This window comes from Thermoflexus sp., assembly GCF_042408365.1.
In the GTDB taxonomy this organism is placed as follows: domain Bacteria; phylum Chloroflexota; class Anaerolineae; order Thermoflexales; family Thermoflexaceae; genus Thermoflexus.
In genome coordinates this window covers 14,610-30,587 of the sequence record NZ_JBHOQJ010000296.1, presented here as the reverse complement: position 1 = coordinate 30,587, position 15,978 = coordinate 14,610, and the positions used below count along the sequence as shown (strand labels likewise).

Annotated in this window: 14 protein-coding genes; all 14 read left to right on the top strand. The window is 62.0% G+C overall.

What is annotated here, in order from left to right; all coding sequences use genetic code 11:
- Window positions 1-193: 193 nt before the first annotated feature.
- The 14 genes from ACFMO5_RS13685 (at window position 194) to ACFMO5_RS13620 (ending at window position 15,694) form a co-directional block, all read left to right on the top strand.
- Entirely contained in the window at window positions 194-1,648 is a 1,455-nt protein-coding gene (locus ACFMO5_RS13685) for a CoA-acylating methylmalonate-semialdehyde dehydrogenase (protein ID WP_376793306.1), read from the top strand.
- Window positions 1,649-2,318: 670 nt separating this feature from the next.
- A complete protein-coding gene (locus ACFMO5_RS13680) occupies window positions 2,319-2,948 on the top strand; it encodes a TetR/AcrR family transcriptional regulator (protein WP_376793305.1) in 630 nt (209 codons plus the stop codon).
- Complete coding sequence (locus ACFMO5_RS13675) at window positions 2,926-3,732, top strand: alpha/beta fold hydrolase (RefSeq protein WP_376793304.1); 807 nt, start codon at window positions 2,926-2,928, stop codon at window positions 3,730-3,732. Before ACFMO5_RS13680 ends, ACFMO5_RS13675 begins: the two co-directional genes overlap by 23 nt.
- Window positions 3,729-5,243, top strand: coding sequence for a long-chain fatty acid--CoA ligase (locus ACFMO5_RS13670; protein WP_376793303.1), 1,515 nt, complete (start codon window positions 3,729-3,731; stop codon window positions 5,241-5,243). Before ACFMO5_RS13675 ends, ACFMO5_RS13670 begins: the two co-directional genes overlap by 4 nt.
- Before the next feature lie 42 nt (window positions 5,244-5,285).
- A complete protein-coding gene (locus tag ACFMO5_RS13665; RefSeq protein ID WP_376793302.1) occupies window positions 5,286-6,041 on the top strand; it encodes a 3-hydroxybutyrate dehydrogenase in 756 nt (251 codons plus the stop codon).
- A gap of 15 nt (window positions 6,042-6,056) precedes the next feature.
- On the top strand, window positions 6,057-7,109 hold the full coding sequence (locus ACFMO5_RS13660) for an alpha/beta hydrolase (RefSeq protein WP_376793301.1): 1,053 nt from the start codon (window positions 6,057-6,059) through the stop codon (window positions 7,107-7,109).
- A 6-nt stretch (window positions 7,110-7,115) separates the two neighbouring features.
- Window positions 7,116-8,645, top strand: coding sequence for a long-chain fatty acid--CoA ligase (locus tag ACFMO5_RS13655; protein WP_376793300.1), 1,530 nt, complete (start codon window positions 7,116-7,118; stop codon window positions 8,643-8,645).
- Entirely contained in the window at window positions 8,642-9,664 is a 1,023-nt protein-coding gene (locus ACFMO5_RS13650) for a 3-oxoacyl-ACP synthase (RefSeq protein WP_376793299.1), read from the top strand. Before ACFMO5_RS13655 ends, ACFMO5_RS13650 begins: the two co-directional genes overlap by 4 nt.
- Window positions 9,657-10,088 carry a MaoC family dehydratase gene (locus ACFMO5_RS13645; protein WP_376793298.1) on the top strand — a complete coding sequence of 144 codons (432 nt, stop codon included), beginning with the start codon at window positions 9,657-9,659 and terminating at the stop codon, window positions 10,086-10,088. Before ACFMO5_RS13650 ends, ACFMO5_RS13645 begins: the two co-directional genes overlap by 8 nt.
- A 156-nt stretch (window positions 10,089-10,244) precedes the next feature.
- Complete coding sequence (locus ACFMO5_RS13640; protein ID WP_376793297.1) at window positions 10,245-11,555, top strand: substrate-binding domain-containing protein; 1,311 nt, start codon at window positions 10,245-10,247, stop codon at window positions 11,553-11,555.
- A 110-nt stretch (window positions 11,556-11,665) separates the two neighbouring features.
- Window positions 11,666-12,424 (top strand): ABC transporter ATP-binding protein, encoded by a 759-nt coding sequence (locus tag ACFMO5_RS13635; RefSeq protein WP_376793296.1) that lies wholly within the window; start codon window positions 11,666-11,668, stop codon window positions 12,422-12,424.
- Window positions 12,421-13,128 carry an ABC transporter ATP-binding protein gene (locus tag ACFMO5_RS13630; protein ID WP_376793295.1) on the top strand — a complete coding sequence of 236 codons (708 nt, stop codon included), beginning with the start codon at window positions 12,421-12,423 and terminating at the stop codon, window positions 13,126-13,128. The genes ACFMO5_RS13635 and ACFMO5_RS13630 overlap by 4 nt, the downstream gene beginning before the upstream one ends.
- Complete coding sequence (locus tag ACFMO5_RS13625; RefSeq protein ID WP_376793294.1) at window positions 13,125-14,567, top strand: branched-chain amino acid ABC transporter permease; 1,443 nt, start codon at window positions 13,125-13,127, stop codon at window positions 14,565-14,567. Before ACFMO5_RS13630 ends, ACFMO5_RS13625 begins: the two co-directional genes overlap by 4 nt.
- 80 nt (window positions 14,568-14,647) lie before the next feature.
- Window positions 14,648-15,694, top strand: coding sequence for a branched-chain amino acid ABC transporter permease (locus tag ACFMO5_RS13620; RefSeq protein WP_376793293.1), 1,047 nt, complete (start codon window positions 14,648-14,650; stop codon window positions 15,692-15,694).
- Window positions 15,695-15,978 lie beyond the last annotated feature (284 nt).

Here is a 15,978-nt window from a genome sequence, read left to right as displayed (position 1 = left end):
GCCAATGGGACCTTCGGCGCCCGGCTGGCCCCCAAAATATTTTCCATCCCCTCTCTCCACGCCCCGAAGGGTTGCAGGGAAGGGAGAGGGGCCATCGGCCTCCTCACTGAGGATCGGTGTTACGCGGTGGGTTCCCTCGTGGGCTTCGGAGGTGGGCCCCGAACCGCATAATTCCTAACAAAAGGAGGTGGTCATGGGGGTGGAGATTCTACGCAACTATATCGGCGGCGAGTGGGTAGCCTCAACGACGGAGAACTTTCTGGAGGTCCGCAACCCCGCCCTGGATGAGGTCATCGCCCGGGTCCCACTGTCCACCCCGGAGGAGGTCGATCGCGCGGTGGCGGCCGCCCGGTCAGCCTTTGAAACATGGCGCCGCCTCCCGGTCCAGGCCCGAGCGCGCTATCTCCTCCGCCTGCGGGATCTGGTGGAGCAGCATTTCGATGATCTGGCGCGCACCATCGTGCAGGAGCACGGAAAGACCCTGGAGGAAGCCCGAGGGGAGATGCAGCGAACCTTAGAGAACATCGAGGCGGCGGCGGGGATGTTCGCCTCGTTAATGGGTTATCACACCCCTCAGATCGCCGATGGGATCGATGAAGAGTGCATCCTGGAGCCGGTGGGGGTCTTCTGTTGTATCGCCCCCTTCAACTTCCCGGCGATGATCCCTTCCTGGTTCTTCCCTTATGCGTTGGTGGCGGGCAACACGTACATCGTCAAGCCGTCGGAGATCTGCCCGATCACTCAGACCCGGCTCTTCGAGTTGATCCAGCAAGCGGGCTTCCCGCCCGGGGTGATCAACCTGGTCCACGGGGGCAAGGAGGTGGTGGACGCTCTGCTGGCCCATCCGGGGATCGCTGGAGTGTCCTTCGTGGGGTCCACACCGGTGGCGAAGTATGTGTATGCGACCGCCACCGCCCACGGCAAGCGGGCCCAGTGCCATGGGGGCGCGAAGAACGCGCTGGTGGTGATGCCGGACGCGGATCTGGAGCGAACGGTCCCCGCGATCCTCTCCTCTGCTTTTGGGTCAGCGGGGCAGCGTTGTCTGGCCGGCTCCCTGGCGATCGCGGTGGGGGAGATCCACCGGCCGCTCGCGGAGGCGTTGGTGGAGGGGGCCTCCCGGATCCGGGTGGGTTATGGGTTGGAGGAGGGCGTGCAGATGGGCCCGGTGGTTTCCCGCAAAGCCTTGGAGCGGATCCATCGCTACATTGAGATCGGCCTGCAGGAGGAGGCGGATCTCCTGCTGGACGGCCGGGGGATCCAGGTGCCGGGGTATCCGAAGGGCTATTTCATCGGGCCGACCATCTTTGATCGAGTTGAGCCCTCGATGGCGATCGCCTGTGAGGAGATCTTCGGGCCCGTGCTGGGGATTATCCCCGCGCGGGATTTGGAGGAGGCTCTCACGATCATCAACCGTTCCTCTTATGGGAACGCCGCCTCGCTGTTCACCCGCGACGGGAAGGCGGCGCGGGAGTTTAAGCTGCGGGTGCGGGCGGGCAATGTGGGGATCAACATCGGCGTCGCCGCCCCGATCGCCCCCTATCCCTTCGCGGGCCAGAAGAGCTCCTTCTTCGGCGATCTCCACGGCCAAGGGATGGATACGCTCTATTTCTTTACGGATCGCAAGGTCGTGATCACCCGATGGTTTTAAGCGCAGAGATAACTGTTCAGCCGTTCTCACGCAATGCCGATACGCTATGTGGGCGGTTTCCTCCTGGGGGCTTTTGGGGGCCGAGCCGCGCGCCTTCGGCGCGGCCCTCAAAAGATTTTTCATCCCCCCCACGACCCTTCGGGCCGTGGGGAGGGGGGGATCAAGGGGGCCTTCCGCCTCCTTACGAGAGCTCTGAACCGAATGGGATCAAGCTGAATAGTTACGCGTAGAGATCAGCTTCTGGGAAACGGGGTGATCACGCCTTCCAGGGAGAGCTCTGTTCTCCTGGGGATGTGTTAGGTGTTGCTGTCGTCTACCCTGCTCAATTTTGGGACTGGGGCGGGTGCCTTCAGCGCCTGATCTATCTCCTAAAATGCACCAACCTGCGCTTTGCCCCTCCAGGTGTCCTGCTTCTCCTTTTCCCCTGCCCGTGCGTAGTGGTAGAGGCATCTATTCCTCCCCGGAAGGGAAAAGCTGACCTCCGGATGTGACTTCGGACAAGGCGCTGGAGGGCCGTAGGGAACCACCCGCCGGAGGGCTTGAGAACCAAGGACGGTCGCGTTGGGAGGCATTCTTCCCGGGGACGGGGATTCCGATCAGGGAGAGGGGCTTGACAAATCTTATTGGAATCCAGTAATATGATAGGTGAATCATATGTCATATTTCGGCCATGGCACGGACACCCATAACGGTTCGGGGGGAGCAGACTCGCCGTCGGCTGCTGGAGGCGGCGGAGGAAGTCTTTGGGGAGCTGGGGTTCCGACGAGCCTCCATCTCTGAGATCGTGCGTCGCGCCGGAGTGGCCCAGGGCACCTTTTACCTCTACTTCGACTCCAAAGAAGATATCTTCCGCGCTCTGGTCCGCTATATGAGCCACGAGCTGCGCAAGTTCATCGCCATGGCGGTGGCAGGGCTGCAAGATCGCCTGGAGATCGAACGTCAAGGCTATCGGGCATTCTTTCGCTTTGTCCTCCAGCACCGCTTCCTCTACCGTATCGTTCTGGAGAGCCAGTTTGTTGACGAGGCGGTCTATCGGGAGTACTACCAGCGTCTAGCCGAGGGATACACCCGGGGCCTCGCCCGTGCGATGGAGGCTGGCCAGATCCGCCCTATGGCTCCGGAGACGCTGGCCTACTGCCTGATGGGCATCGCTCACTTCCTGGGGATGCGTTGGGTGCTCTGGGAGAACCGAGAGCCTCCGGAGGAGGTGCTGGAGACAGCTATGGCCTTCATTCGCCACGGGATCGCCCTCCCTTCTGAGGCGAAAGGAGCAACAGATGCCCCACGTGCAGGTGGGTGAGATCCGCCTCTTTTATGTGGAGGAAGGCCAGGGCGAGGCGGTGGTGTTCATCCCCGGCCTTGGAGGAGATCACTATCTATGGCATCGCCAGCTACCTGCCTTCGCCCATCGCTTTCGGGCCATTGCCATCGACAACCGGGGCGCAGGCCAGTCGGACAAGCCGGATGTCCCTTATACAATCGAGCAGATGGCCGATGATGTGGCCGGGCTGCTGGAGGGTCTCGGGATCGATCGAGCGCATATCGTCGGCGCCTCAATGGGCGGCTTCATCGCTCAGATGTTCGCCCTGCGCCATCCTCACCGAGTGAACCGTTTGATCCTCTGCTGCACCTCCTTTGGCGGCCCCAATATGATCCCGATGCCCCCTGAGACCCTGGCTGTTCTCATGAACCGCACGGGCGATCCGGAGACCGACCTCCGGCGCTTGTGGGCGGTCTCTGTGACCGAGCGATTCCTTCGGGAGCACCCGGAAGCCCTGGAGGCCTATGTGGCCTGGCGGAGGGCCCATCCTCAGCCTCTCTACGCTTACCAGCGTCAGCTTGCGGCCGCCATGGCTTTTAACCTGGAGGCGCGCGTCCATGAAATCCAGGCCCCCACCTTAATCGCCCACGGGGTGGAGGACCGGGTGGTTCCGGTGGAGAACGCCCGACGTCTTCACGCTCGTATTGCCTCCAGTCGGCTAGTGCTCTTCCCGGAGGCTGGGCATCTCTTCTTCATCGAGCAGGCAGAGGCGTTTAACCGGGTGGCCATCGCGTTCCTGCAGGGGGAGGAGGCCTTGGCATGATCCCGGCGGTGGATTGGCTGGCGAAACGCGCCCGGCTTTCCCCAAACCGCGTGGCGCTGATAGAGGCCTCCACGGGGAGGCGGATCGTTTATGCAGAGTGGAATCGACGGGCCAACCAGGCAGCCCATGCGCTGCAGGCCCTGGGATTGCGCAAGGGGGAACTCTTGGCTGTCCTTTCGACCAACCGGTTGGAATACTTGGACCTGCTGTTTGCCTGCCAGAAGACCGGCGTGATCCTACAGGCTTTGAACACCCGTCTGACCGTCCCCGAGCTTCAAGCCCTGTTGCGGGAGATCCCACCGCGGGCCCTGGTTTACAGCGGGGATTTGGGGGAGAAAGCGGCAGCTCTCGAAGAAGCCGTTCCCTTAATGATTGCTCTGGATGAGCCGGTACGGGGGACTCACCGGCGATGGGAGGAGTGGGTGAGCCGAGCCTCAGACCGTCCGCCGGCTCCGATCCTGCTCACCCTCGAGGATCCGTGGGTGCTGTGTTACACTGGCGGGACCACCGGATTGCCCAAGGCAGCAATCCTCACCTATGGCACAATCACCTGGAACGCGGTTAACACCGTGATGAGTTGGGGCCTCCGGCCGGATGATGTGGCTATCCTTAACGCCCCTCTCTTTCACACCGGCGGCCTTAATGTCTTCACCACCCCGTTGGTTCACATCGGCGGCGCCTCGATCCTCTGCGCCGCCTTCGATCCCGATCAGGTCTTCGACCTGCTGGAGCGCGAGCCGGTCACCCTCCTCTTTGGCGTGCCGACGATGTTCATCCGCCTCCAGCAGCATCCCCGGTGGGGGCGGGCGGATTTCTCCCGCTGTCGCATCGTCATCAGTGGAGGTGCGCCATGCCCGATGCCGATCTTTGAGCGCTTCTTCGAGAAAGGGGTGCCCTTTAAGACCGGTTATGGGTTGACCGAGGCCGGCCCCAATAACTTCTGGCTGCCGGATGAAAAAACACAGCGCAAGCCGGGCTCGGTCGGAAGCCCCCTTTTTCATATCGAGGTCCGAGTGGTCCGAGATGGCCATGATGCCGAGCCCGGAGAGGTCGGAGAGCTGTGGATCCGTGGACCCCATGTGATCCCGGGTTATTGGAACCGCCCGGAGGAAACGGCGCAGACGATCGTAGAGGGCTGGCTGCGGACGGGGGATTTGGCCATGAGCGATGAGGAGGGGGATTTCTACATCGTTGGTCGGATCAAGGACCTCATCATTTCCGGTGGGGAGAACATCTATCCCGCGGAGGTCGAGAGCGTGATGCTCGGCCATCCGGATGTGGTCGAGGCAGCGCTGATCGGGGTGCCCGACCCCGAGTGGGGGGAGGTGGGGCGGGCGATCGTGGTGCGACGGCCGGGAAGCACCATGACGGAAGCTGAGCTGTTGGCTTATCTGCGGGGCCGCCTGGCAAGCTACAAAGTGCCCAAATCGGTGGTCTTTGTGGAAGAGTTGCCCAAGACGGGGGCTGGGAAGGTCGATAAGACCGCATTGAAACGGCGATTCGGCGGTTGAATCCCGAGTCGGCGCAGGTGGATCCACCGGCAGGAGGCGAGGATGGCCCGGGTGGCGGTGGTGACGGGGGCGGCGAGCGGGATCGGGCGGGCCATTGCGGAACGATTGGCCCGGGAGGGGGATCAGGTGGTGGTGGCGGATGTTCAGGTGGAGCAGGGACATGCGGTGGCTCAGGCGATTGGGGGCACGTTTCTTTACGCCGATCTGCGTCGGCGTGAGGACTGCCATCGCCTCATCGCGGAGACCTCGAAGCGCTTCGGGACAGTCCACATCTTGATTAACAACGCGGGCTTTCAACACATCGACCCCATTGAGCAGTTCCCCGAGGATATCTGGGAGGCGATGCTCGCGGTGATGCTCACTGCCCCCTTTCTCCTCACCAAGTATGCGTGGCCGGCCATGAAGGCCCAGCGCTGGGGGCGGATCGTCAACATCGCATCGATCCATGGGCTCGTGGCCTCGCCGTTCAAGGGTGCCTACGTGGCCGCCAAGCACGGCTTGATCGGCCTGACCCGGGTTGCGGCCCTGGAGGGCGGCCCCTATGGCATCACGGTGAACGCGATCTGCCCCGCCTATGTGCGCACGCCCTTGGTGGAGAACCAAATTCAGGATCAAGCACGGACGCGGGGGATTCCCCCGGAGGAGGTGGTGGAGAAGGTCATGCTGGAGCCGGCGGCCATCCGCCGGCTGATTGAGCCCGAGGAGGTCGCGGCGCTGGTGGCCTACCTGTGCTCGGATGAAGCATCGGCTGTCACCGGTGCCGCTTGGACGATCGACCTGGGCTGGACAGCTCGCTGAAGGAGGGGAAAAGCCATGAGGATGCCCCATTTGGACGGGATTCGTTGTGATCAGATAATCACCCCGCGCTTAACCCATCACGTGCTCTTCGCGGGGCCGCCGGATGGGGAGCCGGTGGTCTTCATTCATGGGAATGTCTCTTCCGCGACGTTCTGGGAGGAGACAATGCGCGACCTCCCTTCCAGGTTTCGCGCCATCGCGCCGGATCTACGGGGGTATGGGGAATCTGAGCGACGCCCGGTGGACGCCACCCGGGGACTTCGGGATTTCAGCGATGACCTCCATGCCCTCGTGGAGACGCTGAAGCTGGAGCGTTTCCATCTGGTCGGCCACTCCATGGGCGGGGGGATCGCGATGCAATATGCCATCGACCATGCGGATCGCATCCTTTCCCTGGTCCTGGTCGATCCTCTCTCACCGTTCGGGTTTGGGGGAACTAAAGATATAGAAGGGACGCCGTGTTGGGCGGATTACGCCGGCTCCGGCGGCGGCACAGCGAGCCCGGAGTTCGTGCGCCGGCTGGCGGCTGGGGATCGAGGAGAGGAAAGCGATTTCTCCCCCCGTCGGGTGCTTCGAGCGTTCTACGGCAAGGCGCCGTTCCTCCACCCCCGTGAGGATCTGTTGGTGGAATCCATGCTCCTCACAGCTGTCGGCGAGGAGAACTATCCCGGCGATTTTCAGACCAGCCCCAATTGGCCGGGGCTCGCCCCGGGCACCCGTGGGGTGAACAACGCGATGAGCCCGAAGTATTGCAACCTGAGCCCCCTCGCAGGGATCTCGCCGAAGCCGCCGATCCTCTGGGTTCGTGGGGCAGAGGATACCATCGTTTCGGACACCTCGCTTTTCGATTTCGGCTACTTGGGCATGTTGGGGGTGATCCCGGGATGGCCTGGGGAAGCCATCTACCCGCCCCAGCCGATGGTCTCCCAGACGCGGGCGGTCCTGGAGCGCTACCAGGCGGCCGGGGGACAGTATCAAGAGGAAGTGATCCAGGGCGCTGGGCACACTCCATATCTGGAGCGCCCGGAGATCTTTCGGGAGATCTTCCTCGCTTTTCTGGGGAGGTAGACGCGAATGTATGGCATTGGCTACTGGCTCTCTCGGCATGCGCTTCTCCATCCGAAACGCGAAGCATTGATCACGCCGACGGAGCGCTTCTCCTACGGTCTCCTGAACCGCGAGGCCAACCGGGCCGCCCATGGGCTGCGGGCCATGGGGCTCCATGAGGGGGATCGAATCGGGATCCTGGCTATGAACGATCCGCGCTTCCTGATCCTGCTTTTCGGCGCCGCCAAAGTAGGCGTGGTGGTGGTTCCCCTTAACTATCGTCTCAGCGTCCCAGAGCTGGCTTTCCAAATCCAGGATGCGGGGGTGCGGATTCTCTTCGTAGGACTAGAACAGGCGGGAATGGTTGAAGCGTTGCAGGGGCAGGCCCCTGTGGAGGCGGTGGTCGAGCTGGCCGACGAACCGGTGGCTGGGGCTATAACGTATCCGGCATGGGTGGCCGGTCAACCCGAGGAGGAACCCGGGGACCCTATCTCATGGGATCGTCCGCTTTTGATCGTCTACACCTCAGGAACTACTGGACGGCCCAAGGGAGCAGTGCTAACCCATGCAAACCAGTTCTGGAATGCCATGAACGACATCATCGCCCTTCGCATCACCGCGGAGGACACCACTCTCACACTCCTCCCGTTAGTCCACGTGGGGGGCATCGGGCTCTTCACCCTTCCCACTCTGCTTATGGGTGGCCGGGTTATCATGCCCCGTCGCTTTAATCCCGACGAGGCCCTCCGGCTGATCGAACAGGAGCGAGTGACCATCGTGATGGGCGTGCCCACCATCTTCCAGATGCTGTTGGCTTCTCCTCTCTTCGACCAAGTAGACCTCTCGAGTGTGCGAGCCTTCTACAACGGAGGGGATCGTTGTCCGCTGGAGGTGGTGGAGGCCTTTCGCCGGAGGGGCCTGCCCTTTGGAGGGGGCTACGGGCTGACGGAGACCTCCCCCACAGCTTTTATGCTGGAGCCGGAAGAGTTCGTGGAAGGAACCCAAGCCTTAGGCTTCATCGGGAGGCCAGCTTTCTTCACCGAGGCACGCATTGTGACACCGGAAGGGCGAGAGGCGGAGCCAGGAGAGGTCGGCGAGCTCTGGCTGCGGGGCCCCAACGTCTTCGCCGGCTACTGGAACCTCCAAGAGGCGACCGCGGAGGCGTTCTGTGAAGGATGGTTCCGCACAGGGGATCTGGCTTACCGCGATGAGCAGGGCTTCACCTACATCGTGGGGCGTTTGAAGGAGATGTTCAAGAGCGGGGGCCTCAATATATATCCGGCAGAGGTTGAGGCTGTGCTGGCACAGCACCCGGCCGTCCAAGAGGTCTGTGTCGTTGGGGTGCCGGACCCGAAATGGGGGGAGGTCGGAAGGGCGGTTGTGGTCCTGCGCCCGGGCCACCAGGTTCAGCCCGAGGCGTTGCTGGCGTGGTGTGAGGGGCGGCTGGCCCGTTACAAGATCCCAAAGTCCGTGGTTTTCGTGGAGGCCCTGCCTCGGAACGCATTGGGGAAGATCCTACGCGCGGAGGTCAAGGCCCGCTACGGAGGACAACCATGACCGTTGTCGGCATCGTTGGGCTGGGCATTTACCTTCCAGAGCGGGTAATGACAGCAGAGGAGCTGGCGGTGGCTTCCGGCATCCCGGCCGAGGTGATCCGGACCAAGTTTGGGCTGGCTCAGAAGCACATCGCCGACATATCAGGGAAAGGGGAAACTGTCTCCATGATGGCCGCTGAGGCAGGGCGGCGAGCCCTGATGGATGCGGGGGTCGGGCCTGAAGAGGTGGACGCCGTGATTTATTTTGGGAGCATGCATAAGGATTACTACGTATGGCTGGCTGCCCCGCGCATCCAGGTGTTGGTGGGCGCCCATCGGGCCTATGCCTTCGAGATCTGTGGCACCTCGGCTGGGCTCCCCTTCGCTATGAAAACGGCTCGAAGCATGATGTTAACGGATCCTTCCCTGCGCCATGTACTGCTGGTGGCCGCCTCAACCGAATCCATGCTTCTGGATTACACCAACCACCGCGCCCGGTTCATGTTCAACTTCGGCGATGGGGCGGCAGCTTGCCTGCTTCGACGGGATCATCCCTTCAACATCGTCCTGGAGTCCGCCTTCCGCACGGATGGCCGCTTCGCGGATTTCGTACGGGTTCCCGCCGGGGGCTCAGTGCTTCCCCCGAGCCATGAAACGATCGAACAGCGCCTGCATTATTTCGACGTCACCGATCCAGCACAGATGAAGGCCATGCTCGATCCCATCACCCTGGATCATTTCGTGGGCGTGGTGCGGGAGGCGATTGCTCGAAGCGGCTGCCACGGCCTCGATTTCCTGATCCCGCTGCACACCAAGCGTTCGCTCTTCCTGGCGTTGCTTTCGGCCCTGGGACTGACGGAATCCCAAGCCATCTATCTCTCGGATTACGGTCACCTTTCGGCCGCGGATCCGCTGCTGGGGCTTTACCTGGCCCGGCAGGAGGGACGGCTTCGGAACGGCGATGTGGTGGTGCTGGTGAGCGCAGGAACGGGCTATTCGTGGGGAGCAACGGTGATCCGCTGGGGAGGCCCTTATGACTGAGCTTCGGGTGGGCGCAACAGCCTCATGGACGAAGACGATCACGCAAGCGGATATCGAGGCCTTCGCTGCGCTGACCGGCGATAATAACCCCCTGCATCTGGATGAAGTCTTCGCCCAAAACACTCGTTTTGGGCGACCGATCGCCCATGGGATGCTGGTGGCGGGCCTGATCTCAACGGTGCTGGGCCGGCTGCTCCCTGGCCCGGGAACGATCTATCTTAGCCAGAGCCTTCAATTCGTCCGGCCGGTTTATCCGGGCGACACAATCACCGCCACCGTGGAGGTAATCCGCATTCGGGAGGATAAGCCGATCGTGACCCTGGCCACACGTTGCGTCAACCAAAACGGGGAGGAAGTGTTGCGCGGCGAGGCGGTCGTCCTGGCTCCAGAGGACAGCCCTCACCGTCCTGCTGAGGATCCATAGGCTGAGGGCTTCCCCAGCCAGGGTATTGGTATCGGTTTCGTGTTGACTGCTAAGAAGCCGCTTCCTGAGGATTTGGGGACATGGGCTGCTCTAGGCGATCTATCTGATCCCTTGAACTAGGGTTACGCTAAAACCTTGCTTTCCGGGAGGTGACCCATGGATCGTCGCTGGCTGAAAGGCGTAGTAGCCCTCGTGTTGCTGGCTGGGGCCTGTGCGGCGCCGGCGACTCCCTCGCCGACCCCCACCGTTGCACCGGCCCCGGCCACGCCTACGGCAACACCCTCTCCCTCGCCAACACCCGGCAAACCCTTAAAGATCGGCCTGCTCTCCGATCGCTCCGGTTCCCTGGCCCTCTACGGACCGATGCTGGAGAACGGCTTCATGCTGGGCCTAGAATACGCCACCAATGGCACCATGGAGGTAGCCGGCCGCCCGATCCAGGTGATCATCCGTGATACCGCGAGCGATCCGGAGAAAGGTGTGGCCCAGGCACGGGAGCTAATCGAGGCGGAGGGGGCAGAGATCCTGGTGGGAGCTCCCAGCTCCGGTGTCACCTTGGCTGTCCAAAAGGTGGCCGAGGAGCACAAGGTTATCCTCATTGCTGAGCCGGCGGCCAGTCCGGACATCACCGGGAAGAACTTCAATCCCTACACGTTCCGAACCAGCCGGACCAGCGTGCAGGATGCTCTGACCATGGGTAAGGCTCTCGTCGAGATGGGCAAGACCTTCGTTCAAATCGCCCCGGATTATGCTTTCGGCCATGGCTCCGCCCGCGCCTTCTACACCGTCGTGAAGAGCTTGGGGGGGCGCTTCACAATTAACGACACCCCGGAGGGCGCGGGATCCATATTCATCCCCTTAGAAACAACGGACTTCACCCCCTACCTGCAGCGGGTGCTGGATGCTAATGCCGAGGTCCTGATCGTGACTTGGGCCGGTGCAGGGTTTGTGCCCCTCTTCCAGCAGATGCAGGACCTTGGGGTCTTCCAGAAGATGACGGTGGCGACCGGGATGGGCGACAACCAGAGCATCGCTTCCGGTTATGTCTCGGCTGTAGGGGCAGTCGGCGTGAGCGTCTATCACTATACACTGCCCAAGAACCCGGTCAACGACTGGCTGGTGAAGCGCCACCAAGAGAAGTTCGGGACGCCACCCGATCTTTTCACAGCAGGCGGCATGGCAGCGGCGATCATGGTCGTCGAAGGGCTGAAGAAGACCAACGGCGATGCCCGGGCGGAGGCGCTGATCCCTGTCTTCGAGGGCATGACCTTCATGGGTCCCAAGGGAACCTACATCATCCGGCCCTATGACCACGTTGCCCTCCAGCCCATGTATCTGGTCCGCCTGAAGGATCCCAAGGATCCCCAATTCCGATTCTTTGAGCTGATTAAGGAGTTCTCGCCGGAGGAGACGGCCCCGCCGTGCATGCTGGAGGGGCCTTATCAGGAGCGCTGTCCGAAGCCTTAGCGGTGAGGGGCGGGCAGCAGGGGGCACGGGACGCTGCCCGCCCCCACCTAGGGCGAACCCTCTTTACAGCATAGAGGAGGCTGGAGAATCCAGCAAGTGGAAGGGAAGACATGGCCAGCGGCATCCTTTTGGAGGCCCGTGGGCTGACGAAGGATTTCGGAGGGCTCCGAGCCTTAGATCGGGTGGATCTACAGGTGGAGGCCGGCACGATCCATGCTCTCATCGGGCCTAACGGAGCCGGCAAGACCACGCTGTTCAATCTGATCGGTGGGAACCTGCGCCCTACCGCTGGCCGGGTGCTCTATCGGGGGCGAGATATCACCGACCTTCCTCCGCATCGCCGGGCGCGCCTTGGGATCGGCCGGGCCTATCAGCTAATTCATGTCTTTCCTAACCTGAGCGTCCTGGAGAATGTCCGCCTGGCAGCCCAGGCGATGGGCATGGACAACTTCCGGTTTTGGGTTCCGGCCACTCAGCTCCGGCGCTATCTGGATCGGGCCTGGGCAGTATTGCATGAGGTGGGCATGGCGGATGTGGCCAATCTCCCCGCCCGGGCGCTTTCCCATGGGCATCGGCGTTGGCTAGAACTTGCTATGCTGCTGGCTCAGGAACCTGAACTCATGTTGCTGGACGAGCCCGCCGCCGGCATGGCTGTTGACCAGATCCCACACCTGATCCGATTGATCGAGGAAGTCCATCGACGATATGAAGCAACGATCCTTTTAATTGAGCACAAGATCGATCTGGTGATGCGCCTGGCCCATCGGGTGACCGTCCTGCACCAGGGTCGTGTGCTCGCTGAAGGGACCCCTGAGGCGATCGCTCGGGACGAGGCGGTGCAACAGGCTTATTTAGGGGAGCGGATATGAACGCCGTCCTCGAGTTGAGGGAAGTCCACACGTTCATTGGATCCTTCCATATCTTGAAAGGAGTTTCCTTTGCTGTCCAGCCGGGGAGCTTGACCGTCCTGTTGGGTCGAAACGGTGCAGGGAAGACCACCACCCTGCGCACGATTATGGGACTCTGGTCAGCCGCTGAAGGGAGCATTCGGTTTCTTGGAGAGGAGCTTCGCGGGCGACCGACCTACGAGATCGCCGCCATGGGGATTGGCTACGTTCCGGAGCATCGGGCGATTTTCCGGAGCCTGACGGTGGAGGAGAACCTGCGGCTTGCCGAACGGCGTCGAGGGGATTTGGCTCGGCGGGCCGATTGGATCTTCAGCCTGTTCCCGGACCTCAAGGCTGCGCTGAGGAAGCCGGCGGGTCTGCTCTCGGGCGGTCAGCAGCAAATGCTGGCCATCGCCCGCGCCCTGGTGCCGGAGAACCGCATTCTCCTCATCGATGAGCCCAGCGAGGGCCTGGCCCCTATGCTGGTGAAGCAGGTGATGGCAGCGATCCATCGGCTGCGGGAGGAGATGCCTATTCTTCTCGTGGAACAGAACTTCCACGCGATCCGTCAGCTCGCGGATCGCTACATCCTGATGGAGGATGGGCGGGTGATCCGGAGCGGGCCGATGACAGAGCTTGTGGGGAATCCCGGATTGCTCCAGCGCTATCTGGGGGTGGTGATATGAAAGGAACGTGGGCGCTGGTGCTCATCCTAGTGGGCATCATCGGGTTTCTCGCTCTGATCCTCCCCTTGCCCGTATGGGCTTCGATTGTGCTCTCCGGCCTTACGCTGGCTGCTCTCTTCTTCCTGGTCGCCTCCGGGCTCTCATTGATTTTCGGGCTCATGGATGTGATCAACTTCGCCCACGGCACATTGTTTATGCTGGGGGCATATGTGGGGTGGACCGCCTATCAGAACCCACGCCTGTTGCTGAACACGGCCCCCCTATTTCTGGCCCTTGGGGCAGGGATAGTGCTCGGGCAGGCGGGGGCGGGCCGGTTTCCGATCCCTCGTATCGCTTGTGGGATAGGATTGATCAGCTTCGGAGCTATCGCTTTCTGGAACCACAATGTGGGAAAGCTGGTAGCTTTCGGAAGCACAGTGCCGGGCGGGTCCATCCCCACGCCGCTCGCCCAGGAACCATTCGCGATCGTCTTTGCCCGGATGGTGGCCATGGGGCTGGCCGGCTCATGGGGTGGGCTGCTGCTGGGCGGAGCACGCCGGGCCGCCGCTAAGTGGGCTGGAGGGCTCGCGGCAGGTCTCTTTCTAATAGGGACTTTAATGGTGCTGAGTCGGGAGATGGTGGAGCGCTGGGTCCTCGAGAGCCCGCCGGATCTCCGCTTCCTCCTTGCCCTTTCTGTCGGCACGCTTGTGGGTGGTGCGCTAGGCGCCCTCATCGAATCCACTTTGATCCGCCCCCTCTATGCCCGCCCAATCTATCAGGTTCTTCTCACTCTCGGTCTCTCCTATGTGGGCACCGAGCTGGTCCGGGTCGTATGGGGACCGGGGAACTATGCCCCACTTCCCCGTCCCTCTCTGTTTGCTGCCCCTTGCCTGGCGAATTCGCTGGGCGAATGGTTCGCTCAGGGTTGCGCCTCCTTGAATGTGCTGGGGCGTCCTTTCCCCACCTATCGGCTTCTGATCATCGGAGTGGGGATCGGGATGTGGGTGGGGATCGGGCTGTTGCTGCGATGGACCCGAATCGGGATGGCGGTCCGGGCTGCGGTGGAGGACCGGGAGATGGTGGAAGCCCTGGGGATCCCGGTGCGGCGGTTGTTCACGGGCGTGTTCGCAATGGGCTCCGCCCTGGCGGCTCTGGGGGGCGTGGTGGCCACGCCCTTTCTGGGCCTGAGCCCGGCGATGGGGCTAGAGTTTCTGCTTCAGGCCTTCATTGCGGTGGTCATCGGCGGGATGGGCCATTATGGCGGCGCGGCGGTAGGCGCTCTCTTGGTCGGCCTGGCACGGGCGTTTGGAGATTACCTGGTCACCGTCGGGGTAGCCTTCCCCGGCCTGACGGAGGCGATTCGCTTTTCCCCCGCCATCGCCCGGGCCTCTACGGTCTTAATTATGGCCGCGGTTCTCCTGATCCGACCGAGCGGTCTGTTCGGGCAAAAGTCGGGCTGAATTACTGGAAGGCAAAATGATAAGCAACCTTGGCCGCTATCTTCTCGCCCCGCGAGCCCCACTCGGAGGAGGGGTTTAGGATGGAACGAACCGAGGCGCGTCGAAAGGCTCTCTCCCTGGGCATAGCCTTTCGCTTGTGGATCCGACGCCGTGGACTGTCAGCGCTTGGCTTAGCCTTGCTGTTTGGATTGCCATTTCTGCTGAGTGGGTTCTTCGGCGAGCCGGTGGAGACCGGATGGCCAAAGTTCATCCAAGGCTTGTTGATTCGCGTTTACCTGATGGCGGTTTACGCAATGAGCTATGACCTCTTGATGGGTTATGCTGGCATCCTCTCCTTCGGCCATGCGTTGTTCTTCGGCGGAGGAGCATATATCACCGGCATCCTTCTTAAGCACTTCCACGCCTCCCTGGGAATCGCCTTGCTGGCGGCCGTGCTGCTCGCTCTAGGGCTGGGCGGGCTAATGGGCTTGCTCTCCATGCGGGTGCGGGGGGTGTATCTGGCGATGATCACCTTAGCGCTGGCCCAGGCGGCCTTCATCCTGAGTGAGGCGACAGACTTCCGACAATACACCGGCGCGGAGGATGGGCTCCACGGCATCCCAGTTCCCACCTGGCTGGATCCTGCTGAATATCGTTTGCGCTTCTATTACTTCACGCTGCTATTTATGCTTGGGGCCTACTTCATGGCGCGGCGGTTGGTGGATTCGCCGACCGGACGGGTATGGGTCGCGTTGCGGGAGAATGAAGAGCGTGCGGTCTCCTTAGGCTATTCCCCCTTTATGTTCCGACTGCTGGCGTTCATGTTCTCTGGGGCCTTCGCCGCGCTGGCTGGGTCGCTAAACGCCCTGCTGAACAAAAATGTTACTCCCTCGTTGCTGAGCGTGAGCACCACCATTCAGGCGTTGCTAATGACACTGGTCGGAGGGGTGGGAACCCTAAGCGGCCCGATGTTCGGCGCGGCGCTCCTGGAACTCACCGGTTATCTCTTCAATCGGATCTTCGGCCCGATATGGTTTCTTCTCTTCGGTCTCCTCTACATCCTCGTGGTGCTGGCCTTCCCTTACGGTCTGGTTGGCGTCTGGAGGCTGCGAGCTCACCTTCGGCGGATCTTCTTGGAGATCATTTGAGATCCCTTAAGCCAACGGGGAGGCTACACGCGTGCTCTGTTTTTCTGACTCAGAACGGACGTAGCGGGAACTGGATCGGCCCCCTCTTTAGAGCAGTCAGGTTGCCCCGTAGATTGTTCCATCTGCGAGCCCTGGATAGGCCTGCTGGGCACCCCAACTGAGAGTAAGGTCAGGCTCCTGAGAGGATGCCCTTAATATGCCTCTCGGATCCTTCCTCGTAAGGTGGGACGATGATGATACCGCATCCTCCCATATCCTGATATGGTGAAAAAGCAGCCGGCCTT

Excerpts from the sequence above, each read along its gene's own strand:
- ACFMO5_RS13685 (WP_376793306.1), top strand. The coding sequence starts at position 194 with ATGGGGGTGGAGATTCTACGCAACTATATCGGCGGCGAGTGGGTAGCC.
- ACFMO5_RS13680 (WP_376793305.1), top strand. The coding sequence starts at position 2,319 with ATGGCACGGACACCCATAACGGTTCGGGGGGAGCAGACTCGCCGTCGG.
- ACFMO5_RS13675 (WP_376793304.1), top strand. The coding sequence starts at position 2,926 with ATGCCCCACGTGCAGGTGGGTGAGATCCGCCTCTTTTATGTGGAGGAA.
- ACFMO5_RS13670 (WP_376793303.1), top strand. The coding sequence starts at position 3,729 with ATGATCCCGGCGGTGGATTGGCTGGCGAAACGCGCCCGGCTTTCCCCA.
- ACFMO5_RS13665 (WP_376793302.1), top strand. The coding sequence starts at position 5,286 with ATGGCCCGGGTGGCGGTGGTGACGGGGGCGGCGAGCGGGATCGGGCGG.
- ACFMO5_RS13660 (WP_376793301.1), top strand. The coding sequence starts at position 6,057 with ATGAGGATGCCCCATTTGGACGGGATTCGTTGTGATCAGATAATCACC.
- ACFMO5_RS13655 (WP_376793300.1), top strand. The coding sequence starts at position 7,116 with ATGTATGGCATTGGCTACTGGCTCTCTCGGCATGCGCTTCTCCATCCG.
- ACFMO5_RS13650 (WP_376793299.1), top strand. The coding sequence starts at position 8,642 with ATGACCGTTGTCGGCATCGTTGGGCTGGGCATTTACCTTCCAGAGCGG.
- ACFMO5_RS13645 (WP_376793298.1), top strand. The coding sequence starts at position 9,657 with ATGACTGAGCTTCGGGTGGGCGCAACAGCCTCATGGACGAAGACGATC.
- ACFMO5_RS13640 (WP_376793297.1), top strand. The coding sequence starts at position 10,245 with ATGGATCGTCGCTGGCTGAAAGGCGTAGTAGCCCTCGTGTTGCTGGCT.
- ACFMO5_RS13635 (WP_376793296.1), top strand. The coding sequence starts at position 11,666 with ATGGCCAGCGGCATCCTTTTGGAGGCCCGTGGGCTGACGAAGGATTTC.
- ACFMO5_RS13630 (WP_376793295.1), top strand. The coding sequence starts at position 12,421 with ATGAACGCCGTCCTCGAGTTGAGGGAAGTCCACACGTTCATTGGATCC.
- ACFMO5_RS13625 (WP_376793294.1), top strand. The coding sequence starts at position 13,125 with ATGAAAGGAACGTGGGCGCTGGTGCTCATCCTAGTGGGCATCATCGGG.
- ACFMO5_RS13620 (WP_376793293.1), top strand. The coding sequence starts at position 14,648 with ATGGAACGAACCGAGGCGCGTCGAAAGGCTCTCTCCCTGGGCATAGCC.